Origin of the sequence: Stenotrophomonas sp. TWI273 (assembly GCF_039674765.1) — a bacterium.
In the GTDB taxonomy this organism is placed as follows: Bacteria; Pseudomonadota; Gammaproteobacteria; order Xanthomonadales; family Xanthomonadaceae; genus Stenotrophomonas.
Window position 1 is genome coordinate 79,074 of record NZ_JBDJOA010000003.1, and the last position, 17,133, is coordinate 96,206.

General features: G+C 66.6%; 15 protein-coding genes. 4 read left to right on the top strand and 11 right to left on the bottom strand.

What is annotated here, in order from left to right; all coding sequences use genetic code 11:
- The first annotated feature begins 7 nt into the window (after positions 1–7).
- Genes pgaB through pgaD form a run of 3 tightly spaced genes read left to right on the top strand, consistent with a single transcriptional unit; the run spans position 8 to position 3,640 of the window.
- Positions 8–1,903, top strand: a complete 1,896-nt coding sequence (gene pgaB / locus ABE571_RS04920; protein WP_313212275.1) for a poly-beta-1,6-N-acetyl-D-glucosamine N-deacetylase PgaB — start codon at positions 8–10, stop codon at positions 1,901–1,903.
- A gap of 7 nt (positions 1,904–1,910) precedes the next feature.
- Positions 1,911–3,158: a poly-beta-1,6-N-acetyl-D-glucosamine synthase gene (pgaC, locus tag ABE571_RS04925; RefSeq protein WP_313212276.1), complete on the top strand. Its 1,248-nt coding sequence runs from the start codon at positions 1,911–1,913 to the stop codon at positions 3,156–3,158.
- Entirely contained in the window at positions 3,155–3,640 is a 486-nt protein-coding gene (pgaD, locus tag ABE571_RS04930) for a poly-beta-1,6-N-acetyl-D-glucosamine biosynthesis protein PgaD (RefSeq protein WP_346482740.1), read from the top strand. Before pgaC ends, pgaD begins: the two co-directional genes overlap by 4 nt.
- Before the next feature lie 96 nt (positions 3,641–3,736).
- Here pgaD and ABE571_RS04935 read toward each other — a convergent pair whose 3' ends face one another.
- The 11 genes from ABE571_RS04935 to ABE571_RS04985 form a co-directional block, all read right to left on the bottom strand.
- A complete protein-coding gene (locus ABE571_RS04935) occupies positions 3,737–4,999 on the bottom strand; it encodes a glutamate-5-semialdehyde dehydrogenase (protein WP_346493321.1) in 1,263 nt (420 codons plus the stop codon).
- Positions 5,000–5,114: 115 nt separating this feature from the next.
- Positions 5,115–6,263 carry a glutamate 5-kinase gene (proB, locus tag ABE571_RS04940; RefSeq protein WP_121038175.1) on the bottom strand — a complete coding sequence of 383 codons (1,149 nt, stop codon included), beginning with the start codon at positions 6,261–6,263 and terminating at the stop codon, positions 5,115–5,117.
- Between the two features lie 13 nt (positions 6,264–6,276).
- Positions 6,277–6,537 (bottom strand): YciI family protein, encoded by a 261-nt coding sequence (locus tag ABE571_RS04945; protein ID WP_313218896.1) that lies wholly within the window; start codon positions 6,535–6,537, stop codon positions 6,277–6,279.
- A 69-nt stretch (positions 6,538–6,606) separates the two neighbouring features.
- Positions 6,607–7,902, bottom strand: coding sequence for an argininosuccinate lyase (gene argH / locus ABE571_RS04950; protein WP_293981763.1), 1,296 nt, complete (start codon positions 7,900–7,902; stop codon positions 6,607–6,609).
- Between the two features lie 75 nt (positions 7,903–7,977).
- Positions 7,978–8,931, bottom strand: a complete 954-nt coding sequence (gene argC / locus ABE571_RS04955) for an N-acetyl-gamma-glutamyl-phosphate reductase (RefSeq protein ID WP_346481715.1) — start codon at positions 8,929–8,931, stop codon at positions 7,978–7,980.
- Positions 8,928–9,527, bottom strand: coding sequence for a GNAT family protein (locus ABE571_RS04960; protein ID WP_313212350.1), 600 nt, complete (start codon positions 9,525–9,527; stop codon positions 8,928–8,930). The genes argC and ABE571_RS04960 overlap by 4 nt, the downstream gene beginning before the upstream one ends.
- Before the next feature lie 5 nt (positions 9,528–9,532).
- Positions 9,533–10,858 carry an acetylglutamate kinase gene (locus tag ABE571_RS04965; protein ID WP_313212351.1) on the bottom strand — a complete coding sequence of 442 codons (1,326 nt, stop codon included), beginning with the start codon at positions 10,856–10,858 and terminating at the stop codon, positions 9,533–9,535.
- A gap of 73 nt (positions 10,859–10,931) precedes the next feature.
- On the bottom strand, positions 10,932–12,020 hold the full coding sequence (locus tag ABE571_RS04970; RefSeq protein WP_313218901.1) for an acetylornithine deacetylase: 1,089 nt from the start codon (positions 12,018–12,020) through the stop codon (positions 10,932–10,934).
- A gap of 155 nt (positions 12,021–12,175) precedes the next feature.
- Positions 12,176–13,369, bottom strand: a complete 1,194-nt coding sequence (locus tag ABE571_RS04975) for an argininosuccinate synthase (protein ID WP_313212353.1) — start codon at positions 13,367–13,369, stop codon at positions 12,176–12,178.
- A gap of 80 nt (positions 13,370–13,449) precedes the next feature.
- Complete coding sequence (locus ABE571_RS04980; protein WP_123730719.1) at positions 13,450–14,460, bottom strand: N-acetylornithine carbamoyltransferase; 1,011 nt, start codon at positions 14,458–14,460, stop codon at positions 13,450–13,452.
- A gap of 361 nt (positions 14,461–14,821) precedes the next feature.
- The gene (locus ABE571_RS04985; protein WP_313212372.1) at positions 14,822–15,394 is read right to left on the bottom strand and encodes a hypothetical protein; all 573 of its coding nucleotides are present in this window, start codon (positions 15,392–15,394) and stop codon (positions 14,822–14,824) included.
- Between the two features lie 256 nt (positions 15,395–15,650).
- On the opposite strand from ABE571_RS04985, the gene cysS reads away from it, so the two are divergent.
- Entirely contained in the window at positions 15,651–17,018 is a 1,368-nt protein-coding gene (gene cysS, locus ABE571_RS04990) for a cysteine--tRNA ligase (RefSeq protein WP_313212354.1), read from the top strand.
- Positions 17,019–17,133: the final 115 nt, after the last annotated feature.

Below are 17,133 nucleotides of genomic sequence, written 5' to 3' on the forward strand. Positions count from 1 at the left end.
GCGGCACATGGACTTGAAGCGTTGGACCCACTGGCTGTTGCTGGCCCTGCTCACCGTGGTCCTGCCGGCCCAGGCACAGCAACCGCCGGCCGTACTTGATGCGGCCGACAACGGGCTGCTGGTGCTCAGCTACCACGACATCCGCGACGAGGTGGCCGAACGCGGCGACCCGGATGCCTATGCCGTCAGCACGCAGAACTTCGCCGCGCATCTGGACTGGCTGTCGGCCCACGGGTATCACCCGGTCTCGCTGTCGCAGCTGATCACCGCCTCGCAGGGCGGCACGCCGCTGCCGCCCAAGCCGGTGCTGCTTACCTTCGATGATGGCCTGCGCAGCGTGTACAGCAAGGTGTTTCCGTTGCTGCGCGCCTACAACTATCCGGCGCTGGTGGCGGTGATCACCGACTACGTGGATATGCCGGCCGGGCGCCAGATCGATTACGGCTACCGCCCGTTCACCCGCGAGGATTTCCTCACCTGGGCGCAGCTGCGTGAGATGCAGAAAAGCGGACTGATCGAACTGGCCAGCCATACCGACAACCTGCACCACGGCGTACAGTCCAACCCACAGGGCAACTCGACGCCGGCGGTGATCACGCGCATCTACGATCCTGCCCGCAAGACCTATGAAACCGCAGGCGAGTACGAGGCCCGCCTGCGCGCCGATCTGGGCCGCAGCGTGGAGCGCATCCAGCGCAATGTCGGCGTCAGCCCCAAGGCGATCGTGTGGCCGTACGCCGCCTACAACGCGCTGAGCAACGACATCGCCGAGCAGCTGGGCATGCCGGTCTCGTTCGATCTGGAAGGCCGCAGCACGCCGGTCAAGCGTGATCTTCACGGCCTGGCGCGCCTGCTGGTGACCAACAACCCAACCGTGGTGCAGCTGGCCTACGAGCTGCGCCGCGATGTCGAGCGCGATGGCATGCGGGCGCTGCAGATCGACCTGGATGCGGTCTACGATGCCGACCCGGTGCAGCTGGCCAAGAACCTGGATGCGCTGATCGAGCGGGTCAAGAAGATCGGCCCCACCCACGTCTTCCTGCAGGCCTTCGCCGATCCGGACGGCAACGGCTCGGCCGACGCGCTGTACTTCCCCAACCGCCATCTGCCGATGCGTGCGGACCTGTTCAACCGGGTGGCGTGGCAGCTCAAGACGCGCGCCGGGGTGAAGGTGTTCGCGTGGCTGCCGGTGCTGGGCTACGAGCTCAAGGACCCGGCCATCCGCAAGGCGCTGGCCATCGAGAGCCCGGAAAGCGACGGCATCTTCCGGCTGGACTTCACCCGGCCGCAGGTCCGCAGGATCATCGATGACATCTACGAAGACCTGGCGATCAACGCGTACTTCGAGGGCCTGCTCTTCCACGATGACGCCTACCTGCGCGACACCGAGCTGACCCAGTTGCCGCCCGAAGACGATGACGGTGCACGCACCCAGGCGCTGATCGACTTCACCCTGGAGCTGCGCACCGCGGCGCAGCGCTGGCGGCCGAAGCTGGGCACCGTGCGCAACCTGTATGCCCAGCCCGTGCTGGAACCGCAGAGCGCGAGCTGGTTCGCCCAGCGTCTGGACCTGTTCAACAAGGCCTACGACCACACCGCCCTGATGGCGATGCCGTGGATGGAAGGCAGCCGCAGCCCGGAACGCTGGCTGGACCGGCTGGTGGTGGCAGTGAAGCAGCACGATCCGCAGTTGTCGCAGACGATGTTCGAGCTGCAGACGCTGGACTGGCGCACCGGCAAGCCGATCCCCGGCGACCGCCTGCGCGCGCAGATCCGCCGTCTACAGGCGCAGGGCGTGCGTCATTTCGCCTGGTATCCGGATGACTTCATCGCCGGACGTCCCTCCACGTATGACGCGCGCGCGGCCATGTCGGCCCGCAGCTTCCCGTACGAGGAAAAGTGAGGTCGCCATGCATCCTCTTCTCTACACCTTGTTCCAGTTCGCCTTCTTCTACCCGATGGTGATGGCGTTCTTCTGGATGTCCGGCGGCCTGTATTACTTCTTCCGGCGCGAACGCAAGGCACGCGACCGCGATGATCCGCCGCCGATGGCTGAGTATCCGTTCGCGTCGATCCTGATCCCGTGCCACAACGAAGCGGAGAACCTGGAAGACACCCTCGGTTCGGCGCTGAAGCAGAACTACCCGGACTTCGAAGTCATCGCCATCAACGATGGCAGCAGCGACGATACCGGGGCACGGCTGGATGCCCTGGCCGCCCTGCACCCACGCCTGCGCGTGGTGCATCTGGACCGCAACCTGGGCAAGGCCAATGCGCTGCGCATGGGCGCGCTGGCGGCACGCTCGGAGTTCCTGGTGTGCATCGATGGCGATGCGATGCTGGAGGAGTACGCCACCCACTGGATGGTCTGGCACCTCACCTCGGGCCCGCGCGTGGGCGCGGTCACCGGCAACCCGCGCATCCGCAACCGTTCCACCCTGCTGGGCCGGCTGCAGGTCGCCGAGTTCTCTTCGATCATCGGCATGATCAAGCGCGCGCAGCGGGTGTATGGGCGCATCTTCACCATCTCCGGGGTGATCGCCGCGTTCCGCCGTACTGCGCTGCATCGGATCGGGTACTGGTCCGACGACATGGTCACCGAGGACATCGACATCAGCTGGCGCCTGCAGATGGATCATTGGGACATCCGCTACGAGCCCAATGCGCTGTGCTTCATCCTGATGCCGGAAACGCTGAAGGGGCTGTGGCGGCAGCGCCTGCGCTGGGCCCAAGGGGGCGTGGAAGTGCTGCTGCGGCACGGTGGCTCGCTGTTCCATTGGCGCAAGCGCCGCATGTGGGGCGTGCTGCTGGAGTACATCCTCAGCGTGCTGTGGGCGTACACGATGCTGGCCATCATCGTGCTGTGGGCACTGGGCAAATTCATGACACTGCCGCCCGAGCTGTACATCGCCACGCTGCTGCCGCAGTGGCATGGCGTGATCCTGGCGCTGGTCTGCCTGCTGCAGTTCGCCAGCAGCCTGATCATCGACCGCCGTTACGAAACGCATATTGGACGTAATTACTTCTGGGTGATCTGGTACCCGATGGCGTACTGGCTCATCAGTCTGTTCACGACCCTGGTGGCGTTCCCCAAGACGATCTTCAAGCGTCGTGGCAAGCGCGCGGTCTGGGTCAGTCCTGACCGGGGTATCCGATGAACACTGTCAAATCCACCCGCCGCTTCGACTCGCGGCTGATCCAGAAACCGCGCCAGCAGCCACGCCTGCAGCGTACTGCCTGGGGCTTTGTGACCATCGCCTTCTGGGCGTTCTACTTCTACCTGTGGGCACCGCTGGTCACGTTGGTTTCCTGGCTGCTGGGCGGGCAGATGGCCTGGACGCAGCTGTACGAACAGAAGCAGATGATCGACCCGTTCGTGGTGATCGCCCTGCCGGTCATGCTGCTCTGCTGCGCGGCGCTGCTGATCGCCTGGGCCGAGTACAACCGCATGCGCTTCACGGGCAAGGAGCGTCGGCTGCCGCATGACGATGTGACCCGCGAAGAGATGGCGCATGACCTCGGCGCGAGTGCCTCAGTGGCCGCGTCGCTGGCCGATGGCAAGTCGGTGACCCTGCACATGGATGAGCACGCGCGGCCGGTACGGGTCACCGCGCAGGCATTGGCGGGCGCGCACAGGTAATCGCGCGGGTGTTGCCAGACCGGTAGTGCCGGCCGCTGGCCGGCTCCACGGGTTGCCACGATGGGAAGGAGCCGGCCAGCGGCCGGCTCTACCGGGTCACGCGCGCGTCTGGCCTTCGCCGCGGACGACGAAGCGCTCGACCGTCAGTGCTTCCAGGCCCATCGGGCCATAGGCGTGCAGCCGGGTGGTGGAGATGCCGATCTCCGCGCCCAGGCCCAGCTCGCCACCATCGGAGAAGCGCGAGGAGGCGTTGACCATCACCACCGCCGAACGCAGCGCATGCACGAAGCGTTCGGCGGCGACCGCGTCCTCGGTGGCGATCACTTCGGTATGGTCCGAGCTGTACTGCTGGATATGCGCCAGGGCGGTGTCCAGGTCATCCACCACGCGCACGGCGATGATCAGATCCAGATACTCGGCGGCGTAATCGTCCTCGCTGGCCACGTCAGCATCGGGCAGCCACTGGCGTGCCACCGCATCGGCGCGTAGCTGCACACCACGTTCGGCCAGCGCCTTCGCCGCCAAGGGCAGGAAGGTCGGCGCGAGGTCGGCATGCACCAGCAGCGTCTCCAGCGAGTTGCAGGCCGACGGCCGGCTGCACTTGCCGTCCACCAGCAGGCGCAGCGCCAGCGCAGGATCGGCGGCGCGGTCCACGTACAGATGGCAGACCCCTTTGTAATGCTTGATCACCGGTACGCGGGCATGCTCGGCCACGAACCGGATCAGCCCTTCCCCGCCGCGCGGAATCGCCAGGTCGATCAGGTCGTTGAGCTGCAGCAGGGCCAGCATGGTCTCGCGGCGCAGATCCTCGACCAGCGTCAGCGCTGCATCGGCAATGCCGGCCTCGCGCAGCGCGCGCTTGAGCGACGCGGCAATCGCGGCATTGGACTGGATCGCCTCCGAGCCACCGCGCAGGATCACGCCGTTGCCGGCCTTGATGCACAGCGCCGCCGCATCGGCGGTCACGTTCGGGCGCGCTTCGTAGATCATCACGATGACGCCCAGCGGTACGCGCACCTTCTGCACCTGGATGCCATTGGGACGCACGTCATCGCGGGTCACCTGCCCGACGGGATCGGGCAACGCGGCGACCTCGCGCAGCGCGGCGGCGATACCGGCCAGCCGCTGCGGGTTCAGGGCCAGGCGGTCCAGCATCGCCGTGCCGACGCCCTTCTCCGTGGCGGCGGCCAGGTCGCGTGCGTTGGCGGCGAGAATCGCATCGGTATCCGCGTCCAGCGCCGCGGCCATCGCTTCGAGCAGATCGGCCTTGGCGGCGGAGGACAGCTGAGCAAGTTGCTGGGCAGCCTCGCGGCAGGCCAGCGCTTGGGTGCGGATGTCGGTAGTGGAACTGGCGACCATCTCAATATCCTTGAAAAAACACGGTAGAGCCACGCCATGCGTGGCTGGGGGAGGTCGAACGGCCCAGGCTGCGCAGCCACGCATGGCGTGGCTCTCCCGTGGATGTTCTTACGCTTTACAGCAACACCAGATCGTCACGGTGGATGACGTTGCCACCGTAGTTGTAGCCGAGCACGCTTTCGATGTCGCGCGAGTGGCGCCCGGCGACGCGGCGGATATCGCTGGCTGAGTACTGGCTGACACCACGGGCCAGGCAGACCTCGCCGGCCTCGGTGCGTTGCCGGATCTCGACCATGTCACCGCGGCGGAAGTCCCCTTCCGCGCCGACCACGCCGCCGGGCAGCAGCGAGGCGCCCTTGCCACGCAGCGCATCGGCCGCACCGGTATCGACCAGGATCGCGCCCGGTTCCAGCGGCGCGTGCCGCAGCCAGTACTTGCGCGCGGCCACGCGGGTCTGCGCGGCGTGGATGCGGGTGCCGAAGAGGCGGCCTTGGCTGAGCGCGCGCACCACCTCGGCGCTGCGCCCGTTGAACAGGCAGGTCTCGATGCCGACACGCCCGGCCTTGGCCGCGGCCTCCAGCTTGGTATGCATGCCGCCGGTGCCCGCGCCGCTGCCGGCCCCCCCGGCCATCGCCAGCACCTCGACGGTCAGCTCGGGCACATCGTGGATCGGCCGTGCCTGTGGATCACGCCGCGGATCGGCGCTGTACAGGCCGTCGATGTCGGTGGCGATGAACAGCACGTCGGCGTCGATCAGCGCAGCGACGGTCGCAGCCAGATTGTCGTTGTCGCCGAGCTTGAGCTCATCCACCGAAACGGTGTCGTTCTCGTTGACCACCGGCAGCGCGCCCAGCCGCAGCAGTTCGTTGAGCGTGGCGCGGGCATTGAGATAGCGGCGACGGTTGCGCAGGTCGTCATGGGTCAGCAGCACCTGCGCCACCGGGCGTTCGAAGAAGCGCTGCCACAGCCCGATCAACTGCGCCTGGCCCAGCGCCGCCAGTGCCTGCCGTGCGGCCATCGCCGCCCCGGCTTCCAGCGCGCGCGGCACGATCGCCCGACCCGCGGCAACCGCGCCGGAGGACACGATCACCACTTCACGCCCGGCCAGGACATTGGCCGAGACGAACTGGGCCAGCCCCAGTGCGTGGCGGGGCGAGAGGCCGCCGCCATCGGCCGCCAGCAGGCTGCTGCCCACTTTGAGGACGGCGCGTTTCCACTGCGGAACGGCTTGTTCGGTGAACGGCGAAGGCACGGACTGGTTCATGGGGTCGGTGCGCTCAGCGCGTACTCCATTCGTGGATACGGGCGGTGGCACTGCCCTGCACCAGCAGTGGATCGGTGTCGACCAGCGCCTGTGCAGCGGCCAGATCGGCGATGTCCTGCAGCACGTAGGCGCCACCGCTCTTGTCGGTGAAGCCACCGGTCAGCAGCAGCTGCCCGCGGGCCCGCACCTCATCGAGAAAGCGCACGTGCTCGGCACCGACCTCATCGCGGAAGTCCGGCGTGCGGGTGACCATCACCAGATAACAGATTTTCATGTGAGTCCTTTTCCCGGGCGCGCCCGGCAAGACGTTACAAGAACGGCGGCCTTGCGGCCGCCGTCGTGATCACACCAGTGCGGCCCAGCGGGCGCGCAGCTCATCCAGCCGCAGGTCGGCGGCCGCGCCGGGCGACACGCGCGCGGCCAGGCTGCCTTCGGGGGTCCGCCCCTGCCCGGCCGTATCCGCCGCCGCGGCGGCGGCCTTGTAGGCCTCGCGGAACGGCACACCGGCCACCGCCGCTTCCACGGCGACATCGGTGGCGTACATGCCCGAATCGATCGCCGCACGCAGCTTGTCGTCGCGCCATTCCAGGTTGGCCAGCAGCGCCGGCAGCAGTTCCAGCGCGGCCAGACCGCGGCCGAAGCCATGGAAGATCGCGCCCTTGCTGCTCTGCAGATCGCGGTGATAGCCCGACGGCAGCGACAGCAGCTGCTCGATCTCGGTGCGGGCCGCGGCCACGCTGGCGTGGGTGGCCCGCATCAGTTCGATCACGTCCGGGTTGCGTTTGTTGGGCATGATCGAACTGCCGGTGGTGTACTGCGCCGGCAGCGCGACAAAGCCGAACTCGCCGCTGGTGAACAGCGACAGGTCCCAGGCGATGCGGCGCAGATCCAGCGTGGCGCCGCCAAGCGCTTCCAGGGCGGCCAGCTCGAACTTCCCGCGCGACAGCTGGGCATAGATCGGCGAGATCTGCATCCGCGCGAAACCGAGTGCCTCGGTGGTGTGCGCGCGGTCCAGCGGCAGGTTCACGCCATAACCGGCGGCCGTGCCGAGCGGATTGGCGTCGACCAGGTTGAAGGTGTCGTGCGCGCGGATCGCGTTGTCGATGAAGGCTTCGGCCCAGCCGGCCCACCACATGCCCGCCGAGGACACGACGGCGCGCTGGATGTGGGTATAGCCCGGCACCGGCAGGTCTTTTTCGGCCTCGGCACGATCCAGCGCCACCTTGGCGATCTCGCGGCTCAGCTCGGCCACGCGCAGCAGCTTGTCCTTCAGCCACAACCGGGTCGCCACCAGGATCTGGTCGTTGCGGCTGCGCCCGGTGTGGATCTTGCGACCGGCATCGCCGAGGCGCTCGGTCAGGCGCGCTTCGATCGCCGAGTGGCAATCCTCGAAGCGCTCATCCAGCACGAACGCACCACTGCGGAAATCCTCGGCCAGCACATCCAGCTCGCGCTGCAGGCCGACGCGTTCGTCGTTGCCGAGAATGCCGATGTTCTCCAGCCCCTGCGCATGCGCCTTGCTGGCTGCCACGTCGTACAGGAAGAACTCGCGGTCCAGGATCACATCATCGCCGGCCAGGAAGGTCTGGATCTTGGCGTCTACCGCCACGCCGGGCTTCTGCCACAGAAGGTCTGCCATGTCTTGCTCCGTAGGCGGATTCGCTCCGCCGGGTTGTCAGGGCGCGCGCAGGGGGCCGCGCGGCGCCGTGGGAATTCAGTGCGGGATCGAGGCCAGTTCGTCCAGGCCCAGTGCCAGGTTGAGGTTCTGCATCGCCTGGGTGGCCGCGCCCTTGAGCAGGTTGTCCAGGGTGGCCACCACCACCACGCGCTTGCCGCCCGGGGCCACGTCGAAGCCGCCGATCTGCACGCCGTGCCGGCCCGCAATCTGGCTTACCCAGGGCGCTTCGTCGATCACGTCGATCAACGCTTCGTTGGCGTAGTACTTCTGATAGAGCGCGATCACGTCCTCGCGCTTGACCACCGTGTTGAGCCACAGGTTCACGGTCATGGTGATGCCGCGGAAGTGCGGCGCCACATGCGGCATGAACTCGACCGGCACGCGCAGGTGCGCAGTGACTTCGCGCTCGTGCACGTGGTTGGTCAGCGCATACGGCATGAGGTTGTCACGCAGCAGTTCCGGATTGTTCTTGTCCGAGGGCGTGGTGCCCGCGCCGGAGTAGCCGGACACACCAAAACACTGCGGCGGGCCGGCCAGCTGCTGCAGCAGCGGGCTGATCGCCAGCTGCATCGCGGTGGCGTAGCAGCCCGGATTGCTGAAGTGCTTCTGGCCCAGGTAGTCGCCCCGGGTCAGCTCCGGCAGGCCGTAATACCAGCTCGGCTCGAAGCGGTGATCGGCCGACAGATCGACGATCACCGTGTCCGGCCTGGCCGCGTCCAGCGCGGTGACGAACGGCGCAGACAGGCCATTGGGCAGTGCCAGGATCACCGCATCCATGCCCTTGGCGGCGACAGCGTCGGCGTCGAGGTTCTCGAACTGCAGTTCACCGTGCCAGTCGCTGTGGTGATCGCTCACGCGCTGGCCGGCCAGTTCGCGCGAAGACACGAAGCCCAGCTGCAGGTGCGGGTGGGCGGCGATCAGCTTGATCAGCTCGGCGCCGGTGTGCCCGCGGGCGCCGACGATGCCGACGGTGAAGGTCTTGGTGCTCATGCGTGTGCGTCCAGGCGGTGCTGCAGGTGGCGTTTCACCCCCTGCCATTCCGCATCGATGATGGAGAAGATGACGGTGTCGCGCGGGGTGCCATCCGGGTGGCGTTTGTGGTTGCGCAGCACGCCGTCCTGCTTGGCCCCCAACCGCGCGATCGCGGTGCGCGAGGTGAGGTTGAACCAGCTGGTCTCGAACACCACGCTCAGGCATTCCAGCCGCTCGAAGGCATGCGTGAGCAGCATCAGCTTGGTTTCGGTATTGATGCCGGTGCGCTGGGCGGCCTCGCCGTACCAGGTGTAGCCGATGCTCAGGCGCGGCACCTCGGCGTCCAGATCGTAGTAGCGGGTGGTGCCGACCACTTCATCGGCCTCGTTGAGGACCGCGAACGGCAACACCTTGCCCTCCGCCTGCGCCTGCAGCGCGGTCTGGACGTAGGCGGTCATGGTCTTCGCACTGGGCACCTGGGTGTACCAGAGCTTGGACAAGGTGCCATCCCCCAGTGCACCGCGCAGGCCATCGATATGCGCCATCTGCAGCGGCTCCAGCCGGGCGTGTGTGCCGGCCAGTGTGGGGACCTTGGTCCAATCGGCGAGATTCATGAGGTTCAGCCCTCCAGGCTGGGGGTGCGTGCGGCGCAATGCTCGACGTACGCTTTGATGCGGTCGAAGCCATCGGCGCCGAACCAGAACACCTTCCAGTGGCCCTGCTTGTAGCAGCCATCGGATTCGGCGTAGTAGAAGTGATTGATCGGGTTGCCGTTGCGTGAGCGCCAGAACAGCTGCGGGGTTTCGTCCAGCATGACATTCCAGACCGCGCGGCCCAGGCCCTCGCCCTGCGCATCGTCGAGCACCGCGAACTTGTCCAGGTAGACGCCTTCGGGCTCGTCGGTGAGGATCACCGCGGTGCGATAGTTCTCGCTCACATAGGCGCGCAGCAGCTTGGTTTTCTGGAAATAGTCCGGCACCAGGGTGCGGCCGAAGCTGGATTCGATCAGCTGCTTCAGGCGCGGCAGGTCCAGTTCGTCCCAGGCGGTGGCGCGCAGCACTTTCTCGCCCTTGCGCACCAGCGTGCCCGAACCCTTGTGGGTGAACAGCTCCTTGGCCAGGTCCGCCGGGCGCGTGATCGACACCGAGGACTCCAGTGGCAGGCGATCCAGAAGGTCCTTGATCTGTTCGATCTTGACCCGCATGCCGCCATGGATCCACGGCTGCTGCATCAGCTGGTCGTACTCGGTGGACAGGTTGATCGAGTCGATCACCTTGCCCTCTTCGTCGAGCAGGCCGCCGGTGCCGGTCAGGAAGATGATCTTGTACGGCTGCAGTTCCTGCACCAGCTCGTTGGCGGCGAAATCGGCGTTGACGTTGAGGATCTGCCCGCAGCGGGTTTCGCCCAGGCTGGTGATCACCGGGATCGAGCCGGCGCGCAGGCTGGCTTCGATCGGAGCCAGGTTGACCTTCTTGACCTCACCGACCAGGCCGTAGGTGGCCTGGTCCAGATACTCGGCTTCGAACACGCCGCCGGTGATCGAGGTTGCGCGCGCACCGTTCTGCTGCAGGGCTTCGACCAGTTGCAGATTGGAGGCCTGGAACACCCGGCGCACGATCGCCAGCCCTTCGGCCGAGGTCACGCGCAGGCCGTTGACGGTCTGCTTCTCGATGCCGGCCGCCGACAGTTCGGCATCCAACTGCGGACCGGCGCCATGCAGCACGATCGGGGTCAGGCCGACTTCCTGCAGGAACGACAGTGAGGAGGTCAGCGCCTCCAGGTCATCGCGCAGCACCGCGCCGCCGACTTTGACCACGGCGAAGCGTTTGGCGTCCAGCTGCGAGAAACGCTTGAGGTACTGGCTGATCTCCTTCGCGCTGGCCATGCTCGAGAGCAGGCGCACGATGGTCTGACGGGTCTGGCGGTGGGGCTGGGAAGAAGGCATTTCGATATCGTCGCAGGCGGCCGGGGCCGCGATGGGAGTTCCGTCAGTGGGGGACCACGACGGCGTCATTCGATCAGGCGCCGTGCGCGATGATGCGGTGCACGGATTCGGCGTAACGCTGTAACTGCTCCAGCGTCACGAACTCATCGGCGGTGTGGGCCTGGGCGATGTCGCCCGGGCCATACACCAGCGTGGTGTAGCCGCCGGCCGAGAACAGTGACGCCTCGGTCCAGAAGTCCACCGCGTTGCCGATCGGAATATCCAGCGCATCGGCCACGTCGCGCGCGGCCAGGCGGCGGTTTTCCGCTTCGGCGATGTCGCCGGCCGGGAAACTGGGGCCCCGGAAGGTCTCGGTGAACTGCGCCGCGGCCGGTTCGGCAAAACCGGCGAAGGTCGCCAGCAACGCATCGATATCCATCGACGGCAGCGGACGGAAGCCGAAGCGCACCTCGGCGGCGGGCGCGATCATGTTGGCCTTGATGCCGCCTTCCACGCGCCCGATGTTGAAGCGCAGGCCGGTCAGCCCGCCGAAGCGCGCATGCGACAACGACTCGACATGGTCCAACGCGCGGTTGCCCCAGCGCATCGCCTGATGCAGTGCACTGGCCGCCGCGTCCTGCTTGCCCGAGGCATGCCCGGCGCGGCCGGTGAACTGCATCAGCACCGAGCTGATGCCACGGTGCGCGAGCACCGCTTCGCTCATGGTCGGCTCGGCCACCAGCACCGCTTCATACGGAATGCCACGGGCCAGGAAGGCGGCGATGCAACGCGGATCGTTGGCTTCCTCGTCGCTGGAGAACAGGAACGCGGCATCGCCATCGCTGGCGTTGGCAGCAGCCACCAAGGCCGCCGCAGCGCCCTTGATGTCACACACGCCCAGCCCGATCACGCGGTCCTCGGCGCGCCGCATCACGTGCGGGTCGGCCGTCCAATGCGGCGAGTCCGGCACGGTATCCAGGTGCACGTTGAACAGGTACTTCGGGGTGCCACGCACCGCATACAGGCTGACCGCACCGTCGCCATGGTCGATCACCTCCACGTTGAACCCGGGCAGGTTCGCACGCAGGTAATCGAAGATGCCGCCGGTGGTGATCGCCCGCGGCGGATTGCGCGTGTCGAAGGACACGAGCTGCTGCAGATGATCGAGTGTCTGTTCCAACATGTGTCTGAGTATCCGTAGGGTTCAAAATCGGTAGTGCCGGCCGCTGGCCGGCTCTGCAATGATCCGGCCGTTCCAGGAGCCGGCCAGCGGCCGGCACTCCCCCTCCATCGGCTTTGCGAGGCGCCGGCCAGCGGCCGGCACCCCGGTGAATCGCCTTAGCGGTTGACCTGGGCGTACAAGGTCGAGCTCATACCAAACAGCTTGATGAAGCCTTCGGCCTCTTCCACGCCCCAGTCGGCCGACTGTGCATAGGTGGCGCCCTTGGCATTGAGCAGGTGCGGCGACTTCACGGCCACGGCATCGACACGGCCACCGCGGGTTTCCAGCACCACTTCACCGTTGACCTTGGCCTGCGAGGACTTCAGGAAGGCTTCGATGTCGGTCTTGAGCGGGTCGTGGTAGAAGCCTTCGTACACCAGCTCCACCCACTTGCGCGCCACGTCCGGCTTGAAGCGGTTCTGCTGCTTGGTCAGCACGGCGTCTTCCAGCGCGCGGTGCGCGGCCAGCAGCGAGACCAGGCCCGGCGCTTCGAACACGATGCGGCCCTTCAGGCCGATCACGGTGTCACCGGTGTAGACGCCACGGCCCACGCCGTACGGGGCGAACAGCTTGTTGAGCTTGGCCAGGATCTGCTCACCCGGCAGCGCCTTGCCGTCCAGCTCGACGGCTTCGCCCTCGACGAACTTCAAGGTGACCGTCAGTGCCTGTTCCGGCCATTCGCTGCGCGGTGCGCACCAGCCACGGGCACCCTCGCCCGGGGCTTCCCAACGGTCGATCTCGCCGCCGGACATGGTCAGGCCCAGCAGGTTCTCGTTGATGGTGTAGGCCTGCTGCTTGGCGCGCACGCCGAAGCCGCGCTCTTCCAGGTACTTCTGCTCGTAGGCGCGGGTCTGGGTGTGTTCCTTCTGGATTTCGCGGATCGGCGCGACGATCTGGTAGTCGCCCAGCGCCTTCACGGCCAGGTCGAAGCGGACCTGGTCATTGCCCATGCCGGTGCAGCCGTGGGCGATGATGTTGGTACCCAGCTCGGCGGCGCGCTTGAGCGCGGCATCCACGATCAGGTAACGGTCGGACACCAGCAGCGGGTACTGGCCCTGGTAGCCCTCACCGGCCCACACGAACGGCTTGACGAAGCCGCTCCAGATCGCCGGGCCACCATCGACGGTGACGTGGCTGGTGACGCCCAGTTCGGCCGCACGCTTCTCGATGAAATCGCGCTCCTCGTCATCCACGCCGCCGGTGTCGGCGAACACGGTATGCACGTTGTAGCCGCGCTCCTGCAGGTACGGCACGCAGAAGCTGGTGTCGAGTCCACCGGAGAAGGCCAGGACGATGTCTTTGTTGCTCATGGGGGTCAGGTCCAATAGGGAAAAAAGTTGGGTAGAGCCGACCGTTGGTCGGCTGCAATGTTCAATACCCGTTGATGGCGTTACCGGCCGATCAACGCCGACATGATCGCCTTCTGCACATGCAGGCGGTTTTCAGCTTCGTCGATCGCGATGCACTGCGCCGAGTCCATGACGCCGTCGGTGGCCTTCACGTTGCGGCGCAGCGGCAGGCAGTGGCTGAAGACGCCGTTGTTGGTCAGCGCCATCTTGGCTTCGTCCACGATGAAGTGCTTGTACTGGTCGCGGATCGGCTTTTCCGGTTCCCAGTTGCCGAAGAACGGCAGCGCCCCCCAGCTCTTGGCGTACACCACGTCCGCGCCGGCGTAGGCGCTGGCGATGTCATGGCTGACCTGCAGCGAACCGCCGCTCTCGGCCACGTTCTGCTCGGCCCAGCCCATGTAGCGCTCATCCAGGATGTAATCCGGGGTCGGGCACAGCAGGGTCACGTCCATGCCCATGCGGGTGGCGATGGTCAGCGCCGAGTTGGCCACCGCGGTGTTCAGCGGCTTGGGGTGATAGGTCCAGGTCAGCACGTACTTCTTGCCGCGCAGGTCCTGGGTACCGAAGTGTTCCTGCAGCGCCATCACGTGGGCCAGTTCCTGGCACGGGTGGGTGATGGTTTCCATGTTGATCACCGGCACCGGCGAGTACTTGGCGAAGCTCTTGAGCACTTCGTCTTCGCGGTCCTTGGTCCAGTCGATGAACTTCGGGAAGGCACGCACGCCGATCAGGTCGACATAGCGGCCGAGCACTTTGGCCACTTCGGCGATGTGCTCCTCGGTGTCCCCGTCCATCACCGAGCCCAGGTTGAACTCGATCGGCCAGGCGTCCTTGCCCGGCTGCAGCACGATCGCGTGCCCGCCCAGCTGGAACGCACCCAGCTCGAAGCTGGTGCGGGTACGCATGGAGGGGTTGAAGAACACCAGGGCAATCGACTTGCCCTTGAGCTCGTCACCCAGTTTGTTGCGCTTGAACAACGCGGCCTGGGTCAACAGGGCATCCAGGTCGGTGCGGCTCCAATCCTGGGTGTTCAGGAAGTGCTTCAGGGACATCGATCGATCCTTTGCGGCTGGTTTTCCACCGTCACCGGCGGAGGTTGGGGGCGCCGGGGCGCGTTCAGGGCTCAACAAAACGTATACAGATGAAACTTTTCAGATCGTAGAAACGAAAAAACCCAGCGCGGGGGCTGGGTTTTCCAAACAGGCAGCACGAAGCTCCGGTTACCCAGCGAAAATGTGGGGTTCCGGTCGGCGGGCACGCGACGTCATGCCCGTAGCCATACGGGCGGCGCTGGTGTCGTGCTGGAAGTCGGTGAGTTTCATGGCCGCCCATCTTTGCATGCACCCGGAGTGCGTGCAAGGCCTGAATGACAATTCAGGTTGAAGGCATCCACGCCCGGGGCGATGCCGGGGGTCACGGGTTGGCGCCACCGGCCTGATCGTTGCCCACCCAGGGGGTGATCGAGACCCGGATCTTGAGGCGGTTGCCCGGGTCTTCCGGCAGGCGGGAACGGTACTTGGTGCCCTTGTAGACGTAGTCCACGTCGTAGGCGATCGGGCGGCGGAACTCACGGCCGACCGGGATGATCTTGCAGTCCCGGGTCAACAACGGCCCGGTGTTGGCCGGCGTGGCCTCGACCACCACCGTCTCGGCGTAGCCGCTTTCGTCGGTGCTGCCGTCTTCCCGGCGGAAGATCGAGCGTACCGAATCCATGAAGCGGCCGAAGCGGCCTTTGTCTTCCTGCGGCTCCTCGCCGGTGACATTGACCGGCGCGAGCGTGCGGGTGGAGACCGGCTCGCAGTGCTCTTCGGTGCGGGTGGCGCGCAGGGTCTGGAAGACCGGCTCGACGTTGAGCACCTGGGCGTAGTCGAACTTGACGTTCTCCACGATCACCACCCGGTTGCGCACCTCACCCTCCTGGGCGCACGCCCCGAAGGCGGCACTTCCGAGCAGGCAGACCAGCGTCAACAACGAAGCGGATTTCATTGGCAACAGGGAAAAGGACAAGAGGGATAGTTTAGGCAGTGGCAAGCACAAGGGGCTGAACATTACCCTTCCGTGACGTTTCTGCCCATAGGCCGACCCCACCCGCGGGGCCGGAAGCCCGCCACGACGGGCCGGAACGCCTGAAGCCTTCAGCCACACCGCCAGCGGCCGAGGCCGCCGGCCTGCCGTGCCCCACATCCCCCCAAAGCCCCCGACACGTTCTAAAATCGACCGCTTACCCCCGCTCCCGACCCCCATGACCCTGCGCCTGCACAACAACCTGACACGCCAGCTCGAACCGTTCACCCCGCTCGATCCGACCTGTCCGACCCTGTATGTGTGTGGCCCCACGGTCTACAACTACGTCCACATCGGCAATGCCCGTGGGCCGGTGGTGTTCGGCGTACTGGCCGACCTGCTGCGTCGCCGCTTCGGCGGCCTGCGCTATGCGCGCAACATCACCGACGTGGATGACAAGATCAACACGGCCGCGCGCGAGCAGAACGTGCCGATCAGCACCATTACCGACCGTTTCGCCGCCGCCTACCGCGAGGACATGGCTGCACTGGGCGTGGTGCCGCCGGATATCGAGCCGGAAGCCACCGCGCATATCCCCCAGATCGTGACCATGATCGAGCAGCTGATCGCCAACGGGCATGCCTATGCGGCCGAAGGCCACGTGCTGTTCTCGGTGAGCTCCTACACCGACTACGGCAAGCTCTCGCGCCGCGACCCGGACGAGATGCTGGCCGGTGCCCGCGTGGATGTCGCCCCGTACAAGCGCGACCCGGGCGATTTCGTGCTGTGGAAGCCCTCCAGCGACGACCTGCCGGGCTGGGCATCGCCGTGGGGCCGTGGCCGCCCGGGCTGGCACATCGAGTGCTCGGCGATGGCCGCCGCGCACCTGGGGCCGACCATCGATATCCATGCCGGCGGCGTGGACCTGCAGTTCCCGCACCACGAGAACGAGATCGCCCAGAGCGAGTGCGCGCACGGCGGGCAGACCTTCGCCCGGTTCTGGCTGCACAACGGCATGCTCAACTTCGGCGGCGCCAAGATGAGCAAGTCGATCGGCAACATCGAGCGCGTGCACGATCTGGTCCGCCAGCATGCCCCCGAGGCGCTGCGCTATGCGCTGCTGTCGGCCCACTACCGGCAGCCGCTGGACTGGTCCGATGCGCTGATCGAGCAGTCGGTGCGCACCCTGGACCGCCTGTACGGCACGCTGCGCGATCTGGTCGAGGTGGACGCCGCTGCGGTGATTCCGACCGAGATCGAGGCCGCACTGGATGACGACCTCAATACGCCGCAGGCGCTGGCCGAGCTGGCCCGTATCGCCGGTGAGGCACGCAAGGCTGCCGACGCCGACAAGGCGCACTGGAAGTCCGCGCTGCTCGGTGCCGGCCTGGCGCTGGGCCTGCTGCAGCAGGATCCCGCGGCCTGGTTTGGCACCGCAGGCGGCAACGACGACGATGCGGCCATCCAGGCCCTGATCGATGAACGCGCCGCGGCCAAGCAGGCCCGCGACTTCGCCCGCGCCGATGCGATCCGCGACCAGTTGGCCGCCGAGGGCATCGTGCTGGAAGACACCGCCCAGGGCGTGCGCTGGTCGCGCAAGCGCTGAAAGACCGCCCGGCTGACCGTCGGGCGCTACCGGACACCGCCCGATCCACTGGGCACTGCCATGACATCGCCCCGGCCACGGACGGCCGGGCTGCCTCCCCCCGCAACTGCACGGT

What these genes read in the sequence shown, in the direction of transcription:
- argC (WP_346481715.1), bottom strand. Translation starts at nt 8,931, where the DNA reads ATGAGCACCAAGACCTTCACCGTCGGCATCGTCGGCGCCCGCGGGCAC.
- pgaC (WP_313212276.1), top strand. Translation starts at nt 1,911, where the DNA reads ATGCATCCTCTTCTCTACACCTTGTTCCAGTTCGCCTTCTTCTACCCG.
- pgaB (WP_313212275.1), top strand. Translation starts at nt 8, where the DNA reads ATGGACTTGAAGCGTTGGACCCACTGGCTGTTGCTGGCCCTGCTCACC.
- ABE571_RS04970 (WP_313218901.1), bottom strand. Translation starts at nt 12,020, where the DNA reads ATGTTGGAACAGACACTCGATCATCTGCAGCAGCTCGTGTCCTTCGAC.
- ABE571_RS04975 (WP_313212353.1), bottom strand. Translation starts at nt 13,369, where the DNA reads ATGAGCAACAAAGACATCGTCCTGGCCTTCTCCGGTGGACTCGACACC.
- pgaD (WP_346482740.1), top strand. Translation starts at nt 3,155, where the DNA reads ATGAACACTGTCAAATCCACCCGCCGCTTCGACTCGCGGCTGATCCAG.
- ABE571_RS04960 (WP_313212350.1), bottom strand. Translation starts at nt 9,527, where the DNA reads ATGAATCTCGCCGATTGGACCAAGGTCCCCACACTGGCCGGCACACAC.
- ABE571_RS04945 (WP_313218896.1), bottom strand. Translation starts at nt 6,537, where the DNA reads ATGAAAATCTGTTATCTGGTGATGGTCACCCGCACGCCGGACTTCCGC.
- ABE571_RS04935 (WP_346493321.1), bottom strand. Translation starts at nt 4,999, where the DNA reads ATGGTCGCCAGTTCCACTACCGACATCCGCACCCAAGCGCTGGCCTGC.
- ABE571_RS04980 (WP_123730719.1), bottom strand. Translation starts at nt 14,460, where the DNA reads ATGTCCCTGAAGCACTTCCTGAACACCCAGGATTGGAGCCGCACCGAC.
- ABE571_RS04965 (WP_313212351.1), bottom strand. Translation starts at nt 10,858, where the DNA reads ATGCCTTCTTCCCAGCCCCACCGCCAGACCCGTCAGACCATCGTGCGC.
- argH (WP_293981763.1), bottom strand. Translation starts at nt 7,902, where the DNA reads ATGGCAGACCTTCTGTGGCAGAAGCCCGGCGTGGCGGTAGACGCCAAG.
- cysS (WP_313212354.1), top strand. Translation starts at nt 15,651, where the DNA reads ATGACCCTGCGCCTGCACAACAACCTGACACGCCAGCTCGAACCGTTC.
- ABE571_RS04985 (WP_313212372.1), bottom strand. Translation starts at nt 15,394, where the DNA reads ATGAAATCCGCTTCGTTGTTGACGCTGGTCTGCCTGCTCGGAAGTGCC.
- proB (WP_121038175.1), bottom strand. Translation starts at nt 6,263, where the DNA reads ATGAACCAGTCCGTGCCTTCGCCGTTCACCGAACAAGCCGTTCCGCAG.